This window comes from Streptomyces sp. NPDC031479, assembly GCF_055581065.1.
The window spans coordinates 1-19,121 of sequence record NZ_JBVIKC010000052.1; the positions used below are offsets into that span (position 1 = coordinate 1).

Annotated in this window: 17 protein-coding genes and 3 tRNA genes; 12 read left to right on the top strand and 8 right to left on the bottom strand. The window is 72.8% G+C overall.

Features of this window, described 5'->3' with window-relative positions:
- Nucleotides 1-377: 377 nt before the first annotated feature.
- The 3 genes from ACZ5D2_RS34965 to ACZ5D2_RS34975 all read left to right on the top strand — a co-directional run bounded on the left by ACZ5D2_RS34965 (nt 378) and on the right by ACZ5D2_RS34975 (nt 4,977).
- The gene (locus tag ACZ5D2_RS34965) at nt 378-2,309 is read left to right on the top strand and encodes a M48 family metalloprotease (protein ID WP_371677508.1); all 1,932 of its coding nucleotides are present in this window, start codon (nt 378-380) and stop codon (nt 2,307-2,309) included.
- A gap of 158 nt (nt 2,310-2,467) precedes the next feature.
- Nucleotides 2,468-3,943: a N,N-dimethylformamidase beta subunit family domain-containing protein gene (locus ACZ5D2_RS34970; RefSeq protein WP_371677507.1), complete on the top strand. Its 1,476-nt coding sequence runs from the start codon at nt 2,468-2,470 to the stop codon at nt 3,941-3,943.
- A 131-nt stretch (nt 3,944-4,074) separates the two neighbouring features.
- The gene (locus ACZ5D2_RS34975) at nt 4,075-4,977 is read left to right on the top strand and encodes a phosphoribosylaminoimidazolesuccinocarboxamide synthase (protein WP_371677506.1); all 903 of its coding nucleotides are present in this window, start codon (nt 4,075-4,077) and stop codon (nt 4,975-4,977) included.
- Between the two features lie 47 nt (nt 4,978-5,024).
- Here the strand turns inward: ACZ5D2_RS34975 and ACZ5D2_RS34980 are convergent.
- The 6 genes from ACZ5D2_RS34980 to ACZ5D2_RS35005 all read right to left on the bottom strand — a co-directional run bounded on the left by ACZ5D2_RS34980 (nt 5,025) and on the right by ACZ5D2_RS35005 (nt 7,886).
- Nucleotides 5,025-5,097: transfer RNA gene (locus ACZ5D2_RS34980), tRNA-Gly, on the bottom strand.
- A gap of 24 nt (nt 5,098-5,121) precedes the next feature.
- On the bottom strand, nt 5,122-5,733 hold the full coding sequence (locus ACZ5D2_RS34985; protein ID WP_371677505.1) for a response regulator: 612 nt from the start codon (nt 5,731-5,733) through the stop codon (nt 5,122-5,124).
- Nucleotides 5,730-6,971 carry a sensor histidine kinase gene (locus ACZ5D2_RS34990; protein WP_371681209.1) on the bottom strand — a complete coding sequence of 414 codons (1,242 nt, stop codon included), beginning with the start codon at nt 6,969-6,971 and terminating at the stop codon, nt 5,730-5,732. The genes ACZ5D2_RS34985 and ACZ5D2_RS34990 overlap by 4 nt, the downstream gene beginning before the upstream one ends.
- 285 nt (nt 6,972-7,256) lie before the next feature.
- A tRNA-Gly gene (locus ACZ5D2_RS34995) sits at nt 7,257-7,329 on the bottom strand.
- Between the two features lie 79 nt (nt 7,330-7,408).
- Nucleotides 7,409-7,480 (bottom strand) — tRNA-Gly (locus ACZ5D2_RS35000).
- An 88-nt stretch (nt 7,481-7,568) separates the two neighbouring features.
- Nucleotides 7,569-7,886, bottom strand: a complete 318-nt coding sequence (locus ACZ5D2_RS35005) for a histone-like nucleoid-structuring protein Lsr2 (RefSeq protein ID WP_371677504.1) — start codon at nt 7,884-7,886, stop codon at nt 7,569-7,571.
- Between the two features lie 321 nt (nt 7,887-8,207).
- Here ACZ5D2_RS35005 and purS point away from each other — a divergent pair, with 321 nt between their 5' ends.
- From purS to ACZ5D2_RS35045, 8 genes are all read left to right on the top strand, one after another.
- Complete coding sequence (purS, locus tag ACZ5D2_RS35010; RefSeq protein ID WP_008740952.1) at nt 8,208-8,459, top strand: phosphoribosylformylglycinamidine synthase subunit PurS; 252 nt, start codon at nt 8,208-8,210, stop codon at nt 8,457-8,459.
- Nucleotides 8,460-8,461: 2 nt separating this feature from the next.
- The gene (purQ, locus tag ACZ5D2_RS35015) at nt 8,462-9,142 is read left to right on the top strand and encodes a phosphoribosylformylglycinamidine synthase subunit PurQ (protein WP_371677503.1); all 681 of its coding nucleotides are present in this window, start codon (nt 8,462-8,464) and stop codon (nt 9,140-9,142) included.
- The gene (gene purL / locus ACZ5D2_RS35020) at nt 9,139-11,388 is read left to right on the top strand and encodes a phosphoribosylformylglycinamidine synthase subunit PurL (RefSeq protein ID WP_371677502.1); all 2,250 of its coding nucleotides are present in this window, start codon (nt 9,139-9,141) and stop codon (nt 11,386-11,388) included. The genes purQ and purL overlap by 4 nt, the downstream gene beginning before the upstream one ends.
- 124 nt (nt 11,389-11,512) lie before the next feature.
- The gene (locus ACZ5D2_RS35025; RefSeq protein ID WP_371677501.1) at nt 11,513-12,064 is read left to right on the top strand and encodes an ArsR/SmtB family transcription factor; all 552 of its coding nucleotides are present in this window, start codon (nt 11,513-11,515) and stop codon (nt 12,062-12,064) included.
- Nucleotides 12,065-12,076: 12 nt separating this feature from the next.
- Nucleotides 12,077-12,895 (top strand): M23 family metallopeptidase, encoded by an 819-nt coding sequence (locus tag ACZ5D2_RS35030; RefSeq protein WP_371677500.1) that lies wholly within the window; start codon nt 12,077-12,079, stop codon nt 12,893-12,895.
- 71 nt (nt 12,896-12,966) lie between these two features.
- On the top strand, nt 12,967-14,238 hold the full coding sequence (locus tag ACZ5D2_RS35035; protein ID WP_468935116.1) for a hypothetical protein: 1,272 nt from the start codon (nt 12,967-12,969) through the stop codon (nt 14,236-14,238).
- Nucleotides 14,239-14,247: 9 nt separating this feature from the next.
- Complete coding sequence (locus ACZ5D2_RS35040) at nt 14,248-15,042, top strand: maleylpyruvate isomerase family mycothiol-dependent enzyme (RefSeq protein ID WP_371677498.1); 795 nt, start codon at nt 14,248-14,250, stop codon at nt 15,040-15,042.
- Between the two features lie 47 nt (nt 15,043-15,089).
- Nucleotides 15,090-15,566 carry an META domain-containing protein gene (locus tag ACZ5D2_RS35045; RefSeq protein WP_468935119.1) on the top strand — a complete coding sequence of 159 codons (477 nt, stop codon included), beginning with the start codon at nt 15,090-15,092 and terminating at the stop codon, nt 15,564-15,566.
- A gap of 87 nt (nt 15,567-15,653) precedes the next feature.
- Here ACZ5D2_RS35045 and ACZ5D2_RS35050 read toward each other — a convergent pair whose 3' ends face one another.
- The gene (locus tag ACZ5D2_RS35050) at nt 15,654-17,078 is read right to left on the bottom strand and encodes a sulfatase family protein (RefSeq protein WP_371677496.1); all 1,425 of its coding nucleotides are present in this window, start codon (nt 17,076-17,078) and stop codon (nt 15,654-15,656) included.
- A 186-nt stretch (nt 17,079-17,264) separates the two neighbouring features.
- Nucleotides 17,265-17,360 (bottom strand): putative leader peptide, encoded by a 96-nt coding sequence (locus tag ACZ5D2_RS35055; protein ID WP_323188240.1) that lies wholly within the window; start codon nt 17,358-17,360, stop codon nt 17,265-17,267.
- 169 nt (nt 17,361-17,529) lie between these two features.
- Between ACZ5D2_RS35055 and purF the strand changes: the two genes are divergently transcribed.
- The gene (purF, locus tag ACZ5D2_RS35060) at nt 17,530-19,047 is read left to right on the top strand and encodes an amidophosphoribosyltransferase (protein WP_030225597.1); all 1,518 of its coding nucleotides are present in this window, start codon (nt 17,530-17,532) and stop codon (nt 19,045-19,047) included.
- Nucleotides 19,048-19,121: the final 74 nt, after the last annotated feature.

Here is a 19,121-nt window from a genome sequence, read left to right on the forward strand (position 1 = left end):
GGGGGTGGGGGGGTGGGGAGGCGAGGGGGGGAGGGGGGGGGAAGGGGGGAGGGGGGGGGGGGGAGGGGGGGTTGGGGGGGGGGGGGGGGGGGGGGGGGGAAACCCCCCCCGGCCCCGCGCGCGTGTTCGCGTGCGACTGCATCCGGCCGCGTTCGAACGCACCCACCTTTGCCCAAAGCCATTCCATCGGGTGATCGTCACCCGGACCGCCTGACGTCCGCCCCGGCCCCAACTAGGGTGCGGCGCAAGCATTCCGGCACATGGCCCACCGGCATTGCGATGTCGGTGGCGGGTGTCACAGTGGGGGAGTGAGCAACGCCGCCGCAGGGCAGAGGGGGTGAGGTCCGGCCGTGTCCGGAACCGGTTCGATCGCAGAAGTGGGCACGCCCTCCGCGCGTTCCCGGGCCCTCGCCGTGCTGCGGGTCCGCAGCAGGGCGCTGGCCGCCGTGCTGCTGCCCGCCGCCCTCGCGGTGGTGCTCGTGGCCGCCCGGATGACGGGCCGGCTGGCCGGGGACCCCTGGCCGGCGGTGACCCTGTCCGTGTGCGCGGTCGCCGCGCTGGTGCTGCTGGCCGGCGGGATCTTCGGCGCCGTGGTCCTGCGGGCCCGCCCCGCCGTGACGCCGACGGTCCCGCTCTCCGAGGCCGCCGCGCCCGACCTCTACCGTCTGGTGCGCGACCTCGCCGACCGGATGGACGTTCCCGCGCCCTCCGCGATAGCCCTGACCCCGGACTGCGACAGCTGGCTGGAGGACCGTGCGCACGCGGCCCACCGCCGGGCCGGCGCGCGCACGTCCGCCGGGCCCGCGGGGCCCGAGTCCGAGCCGGGCGCCGCCCCGGTGCTGGTGATCGGCTCCCCCTTCCTGTGGTGGATGCGGGTCGCCGAGCTACGGGCCGTCCTCGCGCCCGTCGTCGCCGGTACGGGCCCTTCCGCCCACCCGGACATAGCCGACGCGCGCGGCTTCGTCCGGGGACTCGACGCCGCCGTGGACATCGGGAGCCGGCCCGGCCTGGGCTGGATCGCGCATCCCGCCCGGCTGCTGCTGCGGCTGTGCCGGACGGACGCCGCCGAGATGGAGCGCGGGGTGGCCGCCGCCGCCTCCGACCGCGCCCAGGGCGTGGACTACGGGCTGCGCATCGTCGCCCAGGAGCAGGTCGGCCTCGCCTACGCGGGCTGGGACCGGCTGCTGACCCGGGTCGCCCTGCCCGCCTGGCGGATGGGCCGCTGGCCCGCGCACCTCGATGCCGGGGTGGTCTCCGCCCTGACCGAGCTCTCGCGTCGCGACCGGCTGGCCGACGAGTTCACCTCACGGCTGGGCGAGCGTCCCGCGTGCGATCTGCTGGAGCAGCCCGGGGCGGTCGACGAGGCCACCTCCCTGCTGGCCGCCCGGCTCTTCCACGGCGGCCCCGCCGAGGCCGGGCCGGACTGGTCGCCGGTGGACTGGGCGGCGTACCCGGAGGAGGTCGTCGACCGCAAGTGGCGCACCGAGGCCGCCCGCCTGCACACGGCCCTGGACGCCCTCTCCGTCCCGACGGGCCTTCCGACGCCCCCGGCGTCCCCCCAGACGCCGGCGACGGCCCAGACGCCGGCGACGGCCCAGACCTCGCCGACGGCCCAGACCTCGCTGTCCCTCCAGGCCCCGGCATCCCCCCAGAGCCTGAGGTCCCCCCAGGCCTCGCCGACGCCTCCGGTGCCGGCGACGACTCCCGCCCCCAGCCCCGCTGCGAGCCCCGCCCCCGCCCCGGGCCCCGCCCCGGGCCCCGCCCCGGGCCCCGTCACGGCCCCCGCGGCCCCCGCGGGCCCGCCCCCGGGGGCCGGCCGGGACGCGGCCGCCGGCGGGCGGCCCGCCTTCGCTCCGCCCGCCGAGGACGGCTTCGGCGGCCCGACGCTGGAGCGGGTGCTCGCGTACCTCACCGACCCCACCGGCGAGGGCGCCGCCGGGGACGCCCTGGCCGGGCGCATCGGCGGGGACCTGGCCCGCGAGGAACGCGCCGCCGGCTCCGCCGCGGGATCCGGCCGCCCCAGTGGCGCGGACACGCTCCCGCTCTTCCCGCTCCAGCCCCCGCGCAGCGGCCGGGACCTGCTGGCCGACCACGTCACCGCGCTGGTCTGCTGCGCCGCCGTGGACTCGGCCGGCGCGGCCCCCGGCCTGGACTGGCTCGACGGCCCGGTCCTCCTCGTCGGCGGCCGGCGCAGCGCCGACCTGGCCGCCCGGGTGCTCTCCCTGGTCGAGGACGGGGACCCGGCGCCCCTGCGCGACTGGCTCGCGGAGGTCGGCGTACGCCCCGAGAAGCCCGTCCGCCTCGTCTGAGGGCGGCGCCCGGGGTTCCGGTCACGCCAATTCGCGACGAACGGTGACGGACTGCGTGCGTTATGTGATGTGCTGGGACCGGTCGCGACGGAGCTGTCCGAAAACCGTCGGGCCGCACTGACGAAAACGCGTTCGGGGGAGCGAGGGAGGGGAGCCGTATGGGTGCGGACCAGATCCGGCGGTGGGAGTCAGGTGCGCTCGCGCACGCGGTCAACGACCCCTTCGGCCAGGGCCCCCTGCCCTGGTTCCGCGGCAGCGAGCTGTACTTCGACGACACCGGCCATGTCGTCCCCTGGTACGTGGACCCGGCCGCGGCCCCCGGCCGGGTCCCCCGCGCCCGCAGCAGCGGCCCGCTCACCGCCGACGACGTGCACCGCCAGATCAAGGGCTTCGCCTCCACCGGCGCGGTCGCCCCCGGCGGGGCGATCGACTTCCACATCACCGTCGACCCGCCCCAGCAGTTCTCCGTCGACGTCTACCGGATCGGCCACTACGCCGGCGACGGCGCCTTCAAGATCACCACCAGCCCCCGGCTGTCCGGGATCGTGCAGCCGCCCCCGCTCACCGCCGACCGCACCGTCTCCTGCCACCACTGGTGGCTGTCCTGGCGCCTCCAGGTCCCCTCGTACTGGAACGTCGGCGCGTACGTGGCCGTCCTGACCACCGTCGACGGCTACCGCTCCCACATCCCCTTCACGGTCCGCGACGACCGCCCCGCCGACCTCCTCCTGCTGCTCCCGGACATCACCTGGCAGGCCTACAACCTCTACCCCGAGGACGGTCACACCGGCGCCAGCCTCTACCACGCCTGGGACGAGGAGGGCCGTCTCCTCGGCGAGCGCGACGCCGCCACCACGGTCTCCTTCGACCGCCCCTACGCGGGCGCCGGCCTGCCCCTGCACGTCGGCCACGCCTACGACTTCATCCGCTGGGCCGAGCGCTACGGCTACGACCTCGCCTACGCCGACACCCGCGACCTCCACGCCGGCCGCGTCGACCCCACCCGCTACCGCGGCCTGGTCTTCCCCGGCCACGACGAGTACTGGTCGGCCCCCATGCGCCGCACCGCCGAGCGCGCCCGCGACCACGGAACCTCGCTGGTCTTCCTCTCCGCCAACACCATGTACTGGCAGGTCGAACTGGGCCCGTCCCCCTCCGGGGTCGAGGACCGCCTCCTCACCTGCCGAAAACGCCGCGGCCCCGGCCGGCCCAGCCTGTGGCGCGAGGTCGACCGCCCAGAACAGCAGCTCCTCGGCATCCAGTACGCCGGACGGGTCCCCGACCCCGCTCCCCTGGTCGTGCGCAACGCCACGCACTGGCTCTGGGACTCCACGGGCGCGGCCGAGAACGACGAACTCGACGGCCTGGTCGCGGGCGAGGCCGACCGCTACTTCCCGCGCACCCAGCTCCCGGTGCACCGGGACCGGATCCTGCTCGCGCACTCCCCGTACCTCGACAGCGAGGGCGCGAAGCGCCACCAGGAGACCTCCCTCTACCGCGCGCCCAGCGGCGCCCTGGTCTTCGCGTCCGGCACCTTCGCCTGGTCCCCGGCGCTCGACCGCCCCGGCCACGTGGACGAGCGCGTCCAGCGCGCCACGGCCAACCTCCTCGACCGGATCTGCAAGCGCGACTGACCCCGCGCGCCCCGCCCGGAAGCCCCCGCGGAGAGGCCCCCGCCGACCCGCACGGCCGACCCCCCGACCCGGGCACGGGCCCCCGTGCGGGAGAATGGGCCTGCGCTCGTACAGAACCACAGGGAGACTCCGTGCCCGGATTCGTCGAAAAGCCCGAGCCGGTGCAGGTGCCCGGCCTCGTCCACCTCCACACCGGCAAGGTCCGTGACCTCTACCGCGACGAGGACGGCCGCCTCGTCATGGTCGCCAGCGACCGGATCTCCGCCGCGGACTGGGTGCTGCCCACCGCGATCCCGGACAAGGGCCGCATCCTGACCCAGCTCTCCCTCTGGTGGTTCGACCAGCTCGCCGACCTGGTCCCGAACCACGTCATCAGCACCGAGCTGCCCGCCGGAGCCCCCGCCGACTGGGCCGGCCGCGCCCTGGTCTGCCAGAACCTCGACATGGTCCCCGTCGAGTGCGTGGCCCGCGGCTACCTCACCGGCTCCGGCCTCGCCGAGTACGAGAAGTCCCGTACGGTCTGCGGACTCGCCCTCCCCGAGGGCCTCGTGGACGGCTCCGAGCTGCCCGCCCCGATCTTCACCCCGGCCGCCAAGGCCGCGGTCGGCGACCACGACGAGAACGTCTCCTACGAGGAGGTCGCGCGTACCACCGGCGCCGAGACGGCCGCGCTGCTGCGCCAGGCCACCCTCGCCGTGTACGGGCGCGCCCGGGACATCGCGCGCGAGCGCGGGATCATCCTGGCGGACACCAAGTTCGAGTTCGGTTTCGACAAGGACGGCACCCTGGTCGCCGCGGACGAGGTCCTCACCCCGGACTCCTCCCGCTTCTGGCCCGCCGACCAGTGGGAGCCGGGCCACGCCCAGCCCTCGTTCGACAAGCAGTACGTCCGCGACTGGCTGGCCTCCCCCGCCTCCGGATGGAACTCCAAGGGCGAACTGCCGCCGCCCGTCCTCCCGCAGGAGGTCGTCGAGCGGACCCGGGCCAAGTACGTCGAGGCCTACGAGCGCCTCACCGGCCAGACCTGGAGCTGAGACACGAAGAAGGCCCCGATCGGAGAACCGATCGGGGCCTTCAGCTGAGCGGACAACGCGACTCGAACGCGCGACATCCACCTTGGCAAGGTGGTGCTCTACCAACTGAGCTATGTCCGCCTGTGCGCCTTGGCGCGAGGACAACTATACCCAACCTCGCTCGCGTGCGAGACGCACCGCGGTGTGACGGTTCTCGGCGCCCAGTTTCGTGGCCGCCGACGACAGGTAGTTGCGCACCGTCCCCGGGGACAGCGAGGCCCGCTCCGCGATCTCCACGATCGGCGCCCCGTCCGCCGCGAGTTCCAGCACCTCGGCCTCCCGCGCCGTCAGCGGGGAGTCCCCCGCGCTGATCGCGTCGGCCGCCAACTCCGGGTCCACGTAACGGCCTCCGCCGTGCACGGTGCGGATCAGCTCGGCCAGCCGCTGCGCCGACACCGTCTTCGGGGCGAAGGCGCGCACGCCCGCCGCGAGGGCCCGCTTCAGGTGCCCGGGGCGGCCGTGACTGGTCACGATCATGGTCTTGCACCCCGGCAGTTCGGCCCGGATCGCTGTGGCGACACTCACACCGTCGGCCCCCGGCATCTCCAGGTCGAGCACCGCCACGTCGGGCCGGTGCGCCCTCGCCATCGCCAGGGCCTCCGGTCCGGAGGCGGCCTCGGCGACGACCACCAGATCGTCCTCCAGTCCCAGCAGCGCGGCCAGCGCACCCCGGATCAGGTGCTCGTCATCGGCCAGAAGTACCCGTACGGGAGTCACGCCCGCACCTCCACTCGTCGCAGTCCGTCTCCCGGAACTTCGGCCCGCAGCCGGAACCGGCCGCCCTCGACCGGTCCCGCCAGCAAGGTCCCGTCCACCGCCGCGAGCCGCTCCCGCAGTCCCGCGAGCCCGGATCCGGGCGGGCCGGCCGGGGCGTCGGGGGCCCCGTCGTTCTCCACCAGCAAGGTCACCGCGCCGGAAGGCCCCCCGGCCGTCACCCGGATCAGGCAGCTCCGCGCGTCCCCGTGCCGCAGTACGTTCGTGGTCGCCTCCCGGACCACCCAGCCCAGTGCCGACTGCACCTCGGCCGACAGCGTCCGCCCGGCCGCCTCGAACTCGACCCGGCAGTCCATCCCGGCGGCGCTCAGCACCCCGCGCGCGCCCTCCAGTTCCACCGACAGGTCCGCCTCCCGGTACCCCCGCACCACGTCGCGCACCTCCCGCTGCGACTCCCGCGCGATCCGCTGCACCTCGATCATCTGGTCGACGGCCTCCGGCCGTTCGCGCCGGGCCAGCTGCACCGCCAGCTCGCTCTTGAGCGCGATCACCGCGAGGTTGCGGCCCATCACGTCGTGCAGGTCCCGGCCGAACCGCAGCCGCTCCTCGGCCACCGCGAGCTGCGCCTGGAGCTCTCGGGCCCGGTCCAGCTCGTGGACGGTGGTCAGCAGCCAGCCGGAGAACCCGTAGGCGACGCCCAGGAACACGCCGGCCAGCAGCGTCCCGATCAGGTGGCCGAGGGCCTCGGCCGCGGGGATCCCGAGGGCGTACGCCGCCGCGCCCGTGCCCCCCGCCGCGATCAGCGGGACGTACCGCATGTGCCGGACCTTCTCCAGGGACAGCACCACCGCGCCACAGCCGAAGCCGGCCAGCCCGAACACCAGCGAGATGGACACCGACGCGTCGACGTGTCCGGTCCGGCGCAGGACGAGGAGGGCCAGGCAGGCGGCGGCCGTCACGACGGACACCGCCGTCACGAGCCGTACGGGCCGTTCCCGGCTGCCCATGATCCAGTCCAGTGCCCTGGACGTCAGGCACCCGACCAGGAGCGAGTGGGCGCTCACCACCATCAGGAGGGCGAACGAGACGGCCAGCGGGCCACCGTTCGCCGCCGGGACCAGCCCCGGCAGCCCGAACCCCACGATCTCCATGCCTATGAAGAAGTGGAAGGACCAGCGCGTGTAGAGCTCGACCTTCCCCGCGCTGCTGCGGCGCTTCCACCACCCGGTCAGCTTCGACACGGCCCGTCCCCCCGGATCCCTCGTACTGGCGGTGCGGTGCCCGGCGAACCGCCGCCGGACGGCCGTAACCGCGACCATGATCCAGACCAGTGTGACGGTGCCGGTCATCGTGTCGGTCATGAATCCAGCCTCGGCGCGGTCCGGCGGATCCGGCAGTGCGCGCGGTCACGGCCCGCGATGACATTTGTCATCGGAAAGTGACGTGTGCCACAAAAAGGGAGGATGGGGTGATGAGACCGGAGAACGACAAAGGCCCCGATCTAAGATCGGGGCCTTTGTTCTCTGAGCGGACGACGCGACTCGAACGCGCGACATCCACCTTGGCAAGGTGGTGCTCTACCAACTGAGCTACGTCCGCATGCTTCCCACGGCACAAGTGCCGTGCTCTGCGTGCATCACTCTACCTGATCCACAACCGTGGTCGGTAAAGCGTGCAGAGCGGGTGACAGGGATTGCACACTGCGCCTCCCCCCTGGAAGGGGGGTGTTCTGCTACTGAACTACACCCGCACGACTTCGGGGCTCCGGCTTTTCGGCCTTGCCCCTCGGCGTGATCCACACACTAGCCGATCAGAGGGGGTGGATGGCAAATCCGGGGTCAGTGGGCTTCGTTGTAGGCCGCGTAGACGCGCTTCGGGATGCGCCCGCGGGGCGGCACGTCGTGGCCGTTGGACCGGGCCCAGGCCCGGACGACCGCGGGGTCGGGGGCGACGGACGTGTGCTTGAACGCCTTGCCGGAACGGGACTGCCGGCGACCCGCGGCCACGAAGGGGGCCAGGCCCTTCCGCAGTTTCTTTGCGTTGGCCACATTGAGGTCGATCTCGTACGTCTTACCGTCCAGAGCGAACACGACCGTTTCCGCCGCTTCTCCGCCGTCGATGTCGTCGGAGATCGTGACTACTACGCGCTGCGCCACGGATATCGGTCCCTTCGTGCGCCATCCCCGCGCGCGTGACGTGCGGTGATGTCGCCTGTGTGGATGTTTCGGTGGAATGCATCAAACCGTCGGAATCCCGGCTGATTCCTTTGTACCGCGATTCTCATTGAATTGCGAAGCCCAGTTAATTCTCCCCGCGTGTCCCGCCGCAATGGCGGGCACGTGGTTTTCCGGTGGATTTTGCGAAGCGTTGGTGAAGCCGAAACGGCGGGCCGGTTGCGGCCGCCCGATATCTACCCGCGTAGAAATTTTGGCCGGGTACGCTGAGGGAACCGCCTTGCACCAACCACCTCATCGGGAGTGCCAGTGGCACGCGTCGTAGTCGACGTCATGCTCAAGCCGGAGATCCTCGACCCCCAGGGCCAGGCGGTGCAGCGTGCACTGCCGCGCCTGGGCTTCGAGGGGATCGCCGACGTCCGCCAGGGGAAGCGCTTCGAGCTGGAAGTGGAGGGACCGGTCGACCAGGCCGCCCTCGACCGCATCCACAAGATGGCCGAAACGTTCCTCGCCAACACCGTCATCGAAGACTTCACCGTGAAGGTCGAGGCCTGACGGTGACCACTCGCATCGGTGTCGTCACGTTCCCCGGAACGCTCGACGACCGTGACTCGCTGCGCGCCGTCCGCCTCGCGGGGGCCGAGCCGGTCTCGCTCTGGCACCGCGACAAGGACCTCCACCAGGTCGACGCGGTCGTCCTCGCGGGCGGCTTCTCCTACGGGGACTACCTGCGCGCCGGAGCCATCTCCCGGTTCTCGCCGGTGATGGAGACCATCATCGAGCAGGCCAAGGGCGGCATGCCCGTCCTCGGCATCTGCAACGGCTTCCAGGTCCTCACCGAGGCCCACCTGCTGCCGGGGGCGATGCTCCGCAACAACCACCTCCACTTCATCTGCCGCGACCAGAAGCTGCGGGTGGAGAACGCGGAGACCGCGTGGACCGGCGACTACACCGCCGGCCAGGAGATCGCCGTACCGCTCAAGAACATGGACGGCCGCTACACCGCCGACGAGCGCACGCTCGACGAACTGGAGGCCGAAGGCCGCGTGGCCTTCCGGTACCTGGACGTGAACCCGAACGGTTCGCTGCGCGACATCGCCGGCATCACCAACGCCGCGGGCAACGTCGTCGGTCTGATGCCGCACCCCGAGCACGCGGTCGAGCCGCTGATCGGGACGGGCCGCACCGACGGCCTCCCGTTCTTCACGTCGGTCCTGAAGAAGCTGGTCAGCGCATGAGCCTCGACACCGTCAAGAACGCCTCCGAGACCCCGGACGCCTCCCAGCCCTGGAAGGAACTCGGCCTCAAGGAGGACGAGTACGCCCGGATCCGCGAGATCCTCGGCCGCCGGCCCACCGGCGCCGAGCTCGCGATGTACTCCGTCATGTGGTCCGAGCACTGCTCCTACAAGAGCAGCAAGGTCCACCTGAAGCAGTTCGGCGAGAAGGTCCCGCAGAACGACGCCATGCTCGTGGGCATCGGCGAGAACGCCGGCGTCGTCGACGTGGGCCAGGGTTACGCGGTCACCTTCAAGGTCGAGTCGCACAACCACCCGAGCTACATCGAGCCCTACCAGGGCGCGGCCACCGGCATCGGCGGCATCGTCCGCGACATCCTCGCCATGGGCGCCCGCCCCGTCGCCGTCGTCGACCCGCTGCGCTTCGGCGCGGCCGACCACCCCGACACCAAGCGCGTCCTGCCGGGCGTCGTCGCGGGCATCGGCGGCTACGGCAACTGCCTGGGCCTGCCCAACATCGGCGGCGAGGTCGTCTTCGACGCCTGCTACCAGGGCAACCCGCTGGTCAACGCCGGCTGCATCGGCGTGATGAAGCACGAGGACATCCACCTCGCCAAGGCCTCCGGCCCCGGCAACAAGGTCATCCTCTACGGCGCCCGCACGGGCGGCGACGGCATCGGCGGCGTCTCGGTCCTGGCGTCCGAGACCTTCGACGACACCAAGCCGACCAAGCGCCCCGCCGTCCAGGTCGGCGACCCCTTCCAGGAGAAGCTCCTCATCGAGTGCACCCTGGAGATTTTCAAGGAGAAGCTGGTCGCGGGCATCCAGGACCTCGGCGGCGCCGGGCTCTCCTGCGCCACGTCCGAGCTGGCCTCCGCCGGTTCCGGCGGCATGCGCGTCGAGCTGGACACCGTCCCGCTGCGCGACGCGACCCTCTCGCCCGAGGAAATCCTCATGAGCGAGTCGCAGGAGCGCATGTGCGCGATCGTCGAGCCGCAGTACGTCGACCGCTTCATGGAGATCTGCGAGAAGTGGGACGTCATCGCCACCGTCATCGGTGAGGTGACCGAGGGCGAGCGCCTGGAGATCTTCTGGCACGGCGAGCAGATCGTGGACGTGCCCCCGGGCACCGTCGCCCACGAGGGCCCCGTCTACCAGCGGCCGTACGCGCGCCCCTCCTGGCAGGACGCCCTCCAGGCGGACGACGCGGGCAGGCTGCCGCGGCCGCAGACCTCCGAGGAGCTGCGCGCGCAGGTCCTGGCGCTGGTCTCGTCCCCGAACCAGGCCTCGAAGTCCTGGGTCACCGACCAGTACGACCGCTTCGTGCAGGGCAACACGGTGCTCTCGCAGCCCGAGGACGCCGGCATGGTCCGCATCGACGAGGAGTCCAACCTCGGCGTGGCCATGTCCACCGACGGCAACGGCCGCTACGCCAAGCTCGACCCCTACGCGGGTGCGCAGCTGGCGCTGGCGGAGTCGTACCGCAACGTGGCCGCGACCGGTGCCAAGCCGCTCGCGATCTCCGACTGCCTGAACTTCGGTTCCCCCGAGGACCCGGACGTCATGTGGCAGTTCGCCGAGGCCTGCCGCGGTCTCGCGGACGCCTGCCTGGAGCTGGGCACCCCGGTGACCGGCGGCAACGTCTCGCTCTACAACCAGACCGGCGAGGTGGCGATCCACCCGACCCCGGTCGTGGCGGTCCTCGGCGTGATCGACGACGTCAACCGCCGGACGCCGATGGCGTTCAAGGAGGCCGGTCAGCTGCTGTACCTGCTCGGCGACACCGCCGAGGAGTTCGGCGGTTCCGCCTGGTCGCAGGTCGTCCACGACCACCTCGGCGGCCTGCCGCCCAAGGTGGACCTGGGCCGCGAGAAGCTGCTGGGCGAGATCCTGATCTCCGCCTCGCGCGACGGCATGATCGACGCCGCGCACGACCTGTCGGACGGCGGCGTCATCCAGGCGCTGACCGAGTCCTGCCTGCGCGGCGGCAACGGCGCCCGCGTCGTGGTGCCCGAGGGTCTGGACGCCTTCACCTTCCTCTTCTCCGAGTCCGCGGGCCGCGCCATCGTGTCGGTCCCGCGCAGCGAGGAGCTCCGCTTCACCGACATGTGCGGTGCGCGCGGTCTGCCCGCGACCCGCATCGGCGTGGTGGACGGCGAGGAGATCGAGGTCCAGGGCGAGTTCAGCCTCCCGCTGGCCGAGCTCCGCGAGGCCCACGAGGCGACGATCCCGGCCCTGCTGGCCTGATCCCCGCCCGCCCGTACGCGTACGAGCCCCCGGTCCGGATTCCTCCGGCCGGGGGCTCGTCCGTTGTCCGGGCCGTCGCGCACCAGCCCTTGTGTGAAATTACGTAATCACGTAATTTCGTGTCATGGACCTGGAAGCACGCGTCGCCGAACTCGAACGCAGGCTGGACGCGCTCGAAGCGGACCCGCCCCCCAGCCCGGAGCCCCCCGAAGGGGACTTCTGGGCCCTGGAAGTCTGGAAGGAAAGGCTCGCCGCCCTCGGCGCCGAGACCGGCGGCGTCCTGTTCACCGGCGCGGTCACCCTCCCCACCGGCGAGCGCTACGAATGGCAGCAGGCCGCCCCCACCACCGACCTCCTCGACGACGGGACCGACAGGGCCGGCACGGCGGACGGGGCCGACAGGGCCGGTAGGGCCGACGCCAACCGCACCGCCGACTCCTTGGCCGCACTCGGCAACCCCGTACGGCTGCGCCTGCTGCGCGAGATCCTGGCCGGCCGCCGCACCGCCGCCGAACTGACCGCCCTCGACGGGGTCGGCACGAGCGGCCAGGTCTACCACCACCTGCGCCAGCTGGTCGCCGCCGGCTGGCTGCACACGACCGGCCGGGGCCGCCACGAGGTTCCCGGCGCCCGGGTGGTTCCCCTCCTCGTCCTGCTGTCGGCCGCGACCCCGTGAGGTGACCCCGCCGTGCCCAAGCCGTTCCACGTCCTCTACCGGATCCTGCTGGCCGTGGCCCTGCTGATGATCGGGACCGACCTCGCCGTCGGACTGCCCTTCGGCATGCACTGGTTCTGGCTCTGCGCCGGCGCGGGAACGCTGCTCAGCCTCGCCGTCGGCGCCACGGCCGGCCGGGCCCCCCGCACCGGGGAACCCCCGGTCGAACTGGACCCGCCGGTCACCGGCCGCTGGTCCGCCCTCAACAGTCCCGCCGACAGGACCCCCAGCCACGGCACCCACCGCCTCGGCCAGGCCTGCGCCATCGACCTCGTCGGCGAGGGCGAACCCGGCGCGGACCGGCAGCGTCCGCCCTTCGCCGCGCTCTGGCCGCCGGTGCGCCGCAACGAGGACTTCCCCGCCTACGGCGCCCCGCTCCTCGCGGTGGCCGACGCCACCGTGCTCCGCGCGAGCGACCGCCGCCGCGACCACCTCAGCCGCAACTCCTGGCCCGCCGCCCTCTACCAGTTGCTGATCGAGGCCTCCGTGCGCGACCTCGGCGGAGCGGGCGCGGTCCTCGGCAACCACCTGGTCCTCGACCTCGGCGACGGCCGCCACGCCCTCTACGCCCACCTGCGCCGCGGCTCCCTCGCCGTCCGCCCGGGCGAGCGCGTACGGGCCGGGCAGCTCCTCGCGCGGTGCGGCAACTCCGGCAACTCCACCGAACCGCACGTCCACTTCCAGCTGATGGACGGCCCCGACCCGGACACCGCCCGCGGCCTCCCCTTCACCTGGCGCGGCCTCGGCGTGCCGGCCAACGGTGACGTGTTCGATACCGACCGAACGCTCTGAGCGTCCGGACCCGTTGATAGCTTCGATCATGTCGTCGCACGTGCGCGGCAGTTGAAGACCGGGGGTGGGGGATGTTCGAACCGATGGGGCCCTCGGGCGGCGGACCGCTGCCCGACCGGGGCCGCGGGCGCAACGCGGTCAACGCACTCCTCACCCTCGCCGGCGCGGCCGGTCTGGCCTTCGGCGGCTGGGCCCTGTACGACGCCTTCGAAGCCCACCAGCACCGCGCGGCGAGCCGCGAACTGATCGCCTCCTCGTGCGCCGGACTCGTCGACGGCGACCCGGTGCTCCGGCTGCGCGGCGGCGTCGACCGGCTGCGGCTCGCCGACCAGGCCGAGAACACGATCGACTTCGCTTCGCTGCCGGACACCTGCGACTTCCAGGAGGTCGTCGACGGCAGGAAGTACGGGGACCGGCACTTCGCGCTCAAGGTCCGCGTCCTGCCCGCCGGCCCGCCGGACAACGTCCTCGCCACCACGGGCCGCTCCCCGTTCCCCGCGCCCTCCGAGACCCCGGACGGCGACGTCACGGCGCGGACCGACGTGGCGATGCGCCTGCCCCTGCGCGACGACGCCGCGCTCGGCGACTACGGCGGACGCGACGTCACCGTCACCGCCCCCTGCGCCGCCCCCCTCCCCGAGACGGGAGCGACCGCCGTCCGGGCGACGGCCTGGATCGGGGACCCCCGGGCCACGGACACCGACCGCCGGGCCCTCGGCCGGATCGCCCGCACCGCGGCCCTGCGGCTCGCCGCGAAACTGGGCTGCGCGACGCACCTGCCGGAGCTGCCCGACACCACCCTCCGCACGCAGGGCACGGACCTCGGGCGGGCCGAGGACCGCCACGAGGACGACGCCTGCGGCTGGTACTCCGCCCTGCTGCGCACCACCGACCGCGGCAACCTCCCCGACCGCGCCCTCGGCACCCCCACCGGCGGCCAGGCACACCAGGAGACCTGCCTGCTGGCCGTCAGCCCCGCCGAAGCCGAGCGGATCTACGCCCGCAAGCCGAGCGGCGACTGGCGCTACGTGGAGCTCCACAACGTCCAGACCCGCGACCCGTGGTGGCTGGAGACCCGTTCCTTCTACGCGGACGACGGCGCCTCCGTCGGCATCGGCGACGGCCGGCTGCCCGAGCCGGTGGTCACCGGCAAGGCCGGCCGGACCGGAGCGCTCACGTACGCCACGGCCACCTGCCAGGGCCGCCCCGCCGTGTTCACCCTGACCGCGGACCGCACCTACGACGCGAGGGTGCTCGGCGAGCGCGGCACCGAGCTGTTCAAGGCCTACGTGGCCGACGCGACCGCCCGCCACGGCTGCACCGGAGTCACCCTCCCCCAGTAGGGTCGCCCCATGCCGCCCGCGAAGAAGAAGCCGCGCGCCTACGACCAGGCGAAGATCCGTACGGCCGTCACCGCACAGTTCGGGCACGTCGCCGAAGCCGTACGGGGTCTGACCCCGGAGCAGCTCGCGCGGCCCAGCGGGCTCGGGGAGTGGAGCGTCGCCGAGCTCGCCGCCCACATCGCCTGGATCGCGGACTCGCTGGCCGGCGGCCTCGCCCGGCCGCCCGCCGCCGTCCCCGAGCTGAGCGCCGTCGAGTGGCCCTTCGCCACCGCCTCCCTCGCCGGGAAGATCAGCGAGGTCGCCCGCGAGACCCTCACCGGCGCCCCGCTGCCCGAGCTCTACGACCGGGCGGCCGCGCGGATGGCCGAGGCCCTGGAACGCAACACCGGCAGCCGGGTCCTCGACCTGTGGATCGGGGACATGACCCTCGCCGACTTCCTCGTCACCCGCACCGTGGAGCTGGTCGTCCACACCGACGACCTCAACCGGGCCCTGCCCGGACTGGACGTCCCCGTCGAGCGGCAGGCCCTCGCCGCCTGCACCCGGCTGCTCGCCGACGCCCTCGCGGTGAAGGCGCCCGGCGGCTCGGTGGAGGTGCGGATCCCGCCCTTCGCGGTCGTCCAGTGCGTCGAGGGCCCCCGGCACACCCGCGGCACCCCGCCCAACGTGGTGGAGACCGACCCGCTGACCTGGGTCCGGCTCGCCACGGGCCGGACCGCCTGGGCGCAGGAACTCGACGCCGCCAGGGTCAGCGCCAGCGGCGAGCGCGCCGACCTGGCCGCGCTGCTGCCCCTGATGGTCTGAACGGGCGAAGCGGGGAACCGGCCGGGCCCGCGCACCGTCCCAGGGGCATGCGTACCCTCAGGCACCTCGCCCCCGGCCTGGCCCTGCTCGCCGCGCTCGCCCTCGCCGGCTGCCAGGGCACCACCCCCGACACCGTCCTCACCCCGGACGGCGCCACCGCGCGGCCGCCCGCCGTGGACGCCCCGCTCACCGCGACCACCTGGACGGTCGACGCCGTCGACGGCACCGCCGCCCCGGCCGACCGGGCGGCGAGCTTCACCCTCGCCCCCGACGGCCGGGTGAGCGGCACCCTCGGCTGCAACCGCTTCAGCGCCCCGGTCACCGTCACCGGCCCCACCCTCACCATCGGCCCGCCGACCACCACGCGGATGGCCTGCGAGGGCCCGGCGGGAGAGCAGGAACGGGCCCTGACCGCGCTGTTCGCCGCCGGGCCCCTGACCTGGACCATCCACGGACAGGCCCTCACCCTGACCGCCCCCGACGGCAAGAACCTCACCGCCGGGGCCGGCTCCGCCGCCGAATGACGCCGGAGGGCGTCGGACGTGGGGCCGTGCCCCCCCCGCCGGCCGTCGCCGCCGCGGTCGGCCGGTCGGACGCGGCCACGCCCCGGGTCACGCCGGGTACGGCAGCAGCCCCGCGTCCGTCTTCTCCCAGGCCGCCCGCAGCTCCGCCAGCCGGGCCGGCTCCACGGCCGCCTTGTCGGCCTGCTCGCGGACGTCCCCGGCCAGGTCGAACAGTTGGTCGCGGCCTGACTTGCCCCGGTAGTACTTCCAGTTCCCGCGGCGCAGCGCCCGCTCCCCGCGCACCCGCCAGAACAGGTTCCGCTCGGCGATCCGCTCCCCCCGCAGCAGGTATCCGGCCAGGCTCACCCCGTCCAGCGGGTACGCCCGGTGCGGCCGGGTCCCGGCCAGCTCCAGCAGCGTGGCCGTCCAGTCGGGGCTGAACACCGGCACCCGGCTGACCTGGCCCCCGTCCACCCGGGCGGGCCAGCGCAGGATGTTGGGCACCCGGATCCCGCCCTCCTGGAGGGAGGCCTTGTTGCCCGACAGCGGCCAGTTGTACGAGAAGCGCTCGCCGCCGTTGTCGCTGGAGAACACCACGATCGTGTCGTCCTCCTGCCCGGAGCGCTTCAGCGCCTTCAGCACCTCGCCGACCGACCGGTCCAGGTCCTCGACCATCTGCTTGTACTTCTCGACCGAGCCGCCGTCCTGGTGCCACAGCGCCCGACCGTCACCCGCCTTGATCCGGCGGACGATCTCGGCGCTCTCCGCCGTGTCCCCCTCGGCGATCCACGGCCAGTGGGGGGTGGTGAAGTTCAGGTTCAGCAGCCACGGCTTGCCGTGGTGGTCGCGGGAGACGTACTCGCTCGCCCGCTCCGTGATGATCTTCGTGTAGTAGCGCAGGTCCTTGTACTCGGCGTCCCCCTCGTAGAGGTCGTACTCGCCGCCCAGACCGAGCTTGGAGTAGTACTCCAGGGCCCCGCCGAAGTTCCCGAAGAACTCCTCCCAGCCCGACCTGGTCGGGCTGAAGTGCGGCAGGTAGCCCGCGTGCCACTTGCCGATCAGCGCGGTGGAGTACCCCGCCTCCTTCAGCAGCGAGGCCAGCGTCGGATGGGACGGCTCCAGTCCCACCGACCTGTCGGCGATCGGCTCGGCCAGCCCGCCCTCGGTACGCGCCGGATACCGGCCCGTGTACAGGCTGAAGCGGGTCGGCGAGCAGGTCGCGGAGCCCGAGTAGGCGTCGGTGAACCGCACCCCCTGACGGGCCAGACGGTCCAGGTTCGGGGTCTTGATGTGCGGGGAGCCGTACGAGGACAGGTCGGCCCAGCCCAGGTCGTCGCCCAGGATGAACAGGATGTTCGGGCGCCGGGACCGCCGCTCCCGGGCCGCCCGGAACTCCCGCTCCCCGGCCCCCGCGGAGGGGTCCTCGGCAGCGGCGGCGGGGCTGTCGCCCAGCCCCACCGCGGCGGCTGCGGCGCCCACGCCGACGGCACCGCCGAAGGCACGCCGGGACAGGTGGGATTCGTACGAAGACACAAGGGCTCCTGGGCATGGCCCGTAGGCCCCTCCGAGGCGGCGCGGGACGGCGCGCGGCACGACGGGGCGACCCGGACGGGCGGGGGAAGGGGAGAGCGGGGGGTCGGCGCGGAACGGCGCAACGACGGGCGTGGCGACGGGAAACGCCGGACGGGGAAGGGCGGCGCGCGTCAGCGCGCGGAGGGACTACGCGCAGCGACGACAGATGGCGCTCGCGACACGGACCAGGTCCACGTGCCGGCGCTCGACGAGGGTGACGGCTCGGTCACCGAGGGGCTGCATGAGCCGGAAGCCTGTACGAACGCACAGGTCCCTGTCAACCAGGGCATTCCGGATGTCGAGACGCCCTGATCGATCACCCTCCGCACGGGTAACCGGACTGTCCGCACTGTGACTTTTCCCGGACGTCCCCAATTCGGACCAGTGGTCGATCTCGCCTACACTCGGAACCGTGCCTCGTGGTGATGGACGACTCAACCACGACCTGCTCCCCGGCGAGAAGGGCCCCCAGGACGCTTGCGGCGTCTTCGGTGTCTGGGCTCCGGGTGAAGAGGTCGCCAAGCTCACCTACTTCGGACTGTATGCACTGCAGCACCGCGGACAAGAGTCCGCGGGCATCGCTGTGAGCAACGGTTCCCAGATCCTCGTCTTCAAGGACATGGGCCTCGTTTCCCAGGTCTTCGACGAAACCTCCCTCGGTTCGCTCCAAGGTCATATCGCGGTCGGTCACGCCCGCTATTCGACCACCGGAGCCTCCGTCTGGGAGAACGCCCAGCCGACCTTCCGCGCGACCGCCCACGGCTCCATTGCCCTGGGTCACAACGGCAACCTGGTGAACACCGCCGAGCTTGCCGAAATGGTCGCCGACCTCCCCCGTCAGGACGGCCGCGCCACCCAGGTGGCGGCCACCAACGACACCGACCTCGTCACCGCCCTCCTCGCCGGCCAGACCGACGACGACGGCAAGCCCCTGACCATCGAGGAGTCGGCCGCCAAGGTCCTTCCTCAGGTCAAGGGCGCCTTCTCGCTCGTCTTCATGGACGAGGGGACCCTCTACACCGCCCGTGACCCGCAGGGCATCCGCCCGCTGGTCCTCGGCCGCCTGGAGCGCGGCTGGGTGGTCGCGAGTGAGACCGCCGCCCTCGACATCTGCGGCGCCAGCTTCGTCCGCGAGGTCGAACCGGGTGAGCTCATCGCGATCGACGAGAACGGCCTGCGCACCTCGCGCTTCGCGGAAGCGAAGCCCAAGGGCTGTGTCTTCGAGTACGTCTACCTGGCGCGCCCGGACACCGACATCGCCGGCCGCAACGTCTACCTCTCGCGCGTCGAGATGGGCCGGCGCCTCGCCAAGGAAGCCCCGGTCGACGCCGACCTGGTGATAGCGACGCCGGAATCCGGCACGCCCGCCGCCGTCGGATACGCCGAAGCCAGCGGGATCCCGTACGGATCCGGCCTGGTCAAGAACGCCTACGTCGGCCGGACCTTCATCCAGCCCTCGCAGACGATCCGCCAGCTCGGCATCCGCCTCAAGCTCAACCCCCTCAAGGAAGTCATCCGGGGCAAGCGCCTGGTGGTCGTCGACGACTCGATCGTCCGCGGCAACACCCAGCGCGCGCTCGTGAAGATGCTCCGCGAGGCCGGTGCGGCCGAGGTCCACATCCGGATCTCCTCCCCGCCGGTGAAGTGGCCGTGCTTCTTCGGCATCGACTTCGCCACCCGGGCCGAGCTGATCGCCAACGGCATGACGGTCGACGAGATCGCCACCTCGCTGGGCGCGGACTCGCTCTCGTACATCTCGCTCGACGCGATGGTCGAGGCGACCACCATCCAGAAGCCCAACCTCTGCCGTGCCTGCTTCGACGGCGAGTACCCGATGGAGCTGCCCGACCCGCAGCTCCTGGGCAAGCAGCTCCTGGAATCCGAGCTCGCGGGCGGTACCGACGCCGCCGACGCGCTCCGCCGCCCGTAGGCCGGCGCTCCGCCCGGCCGGCTCAACCTGCGCTGGGCCCTGTCTTTGAGGCTTCTCCCAGGGCCCAGCACCAC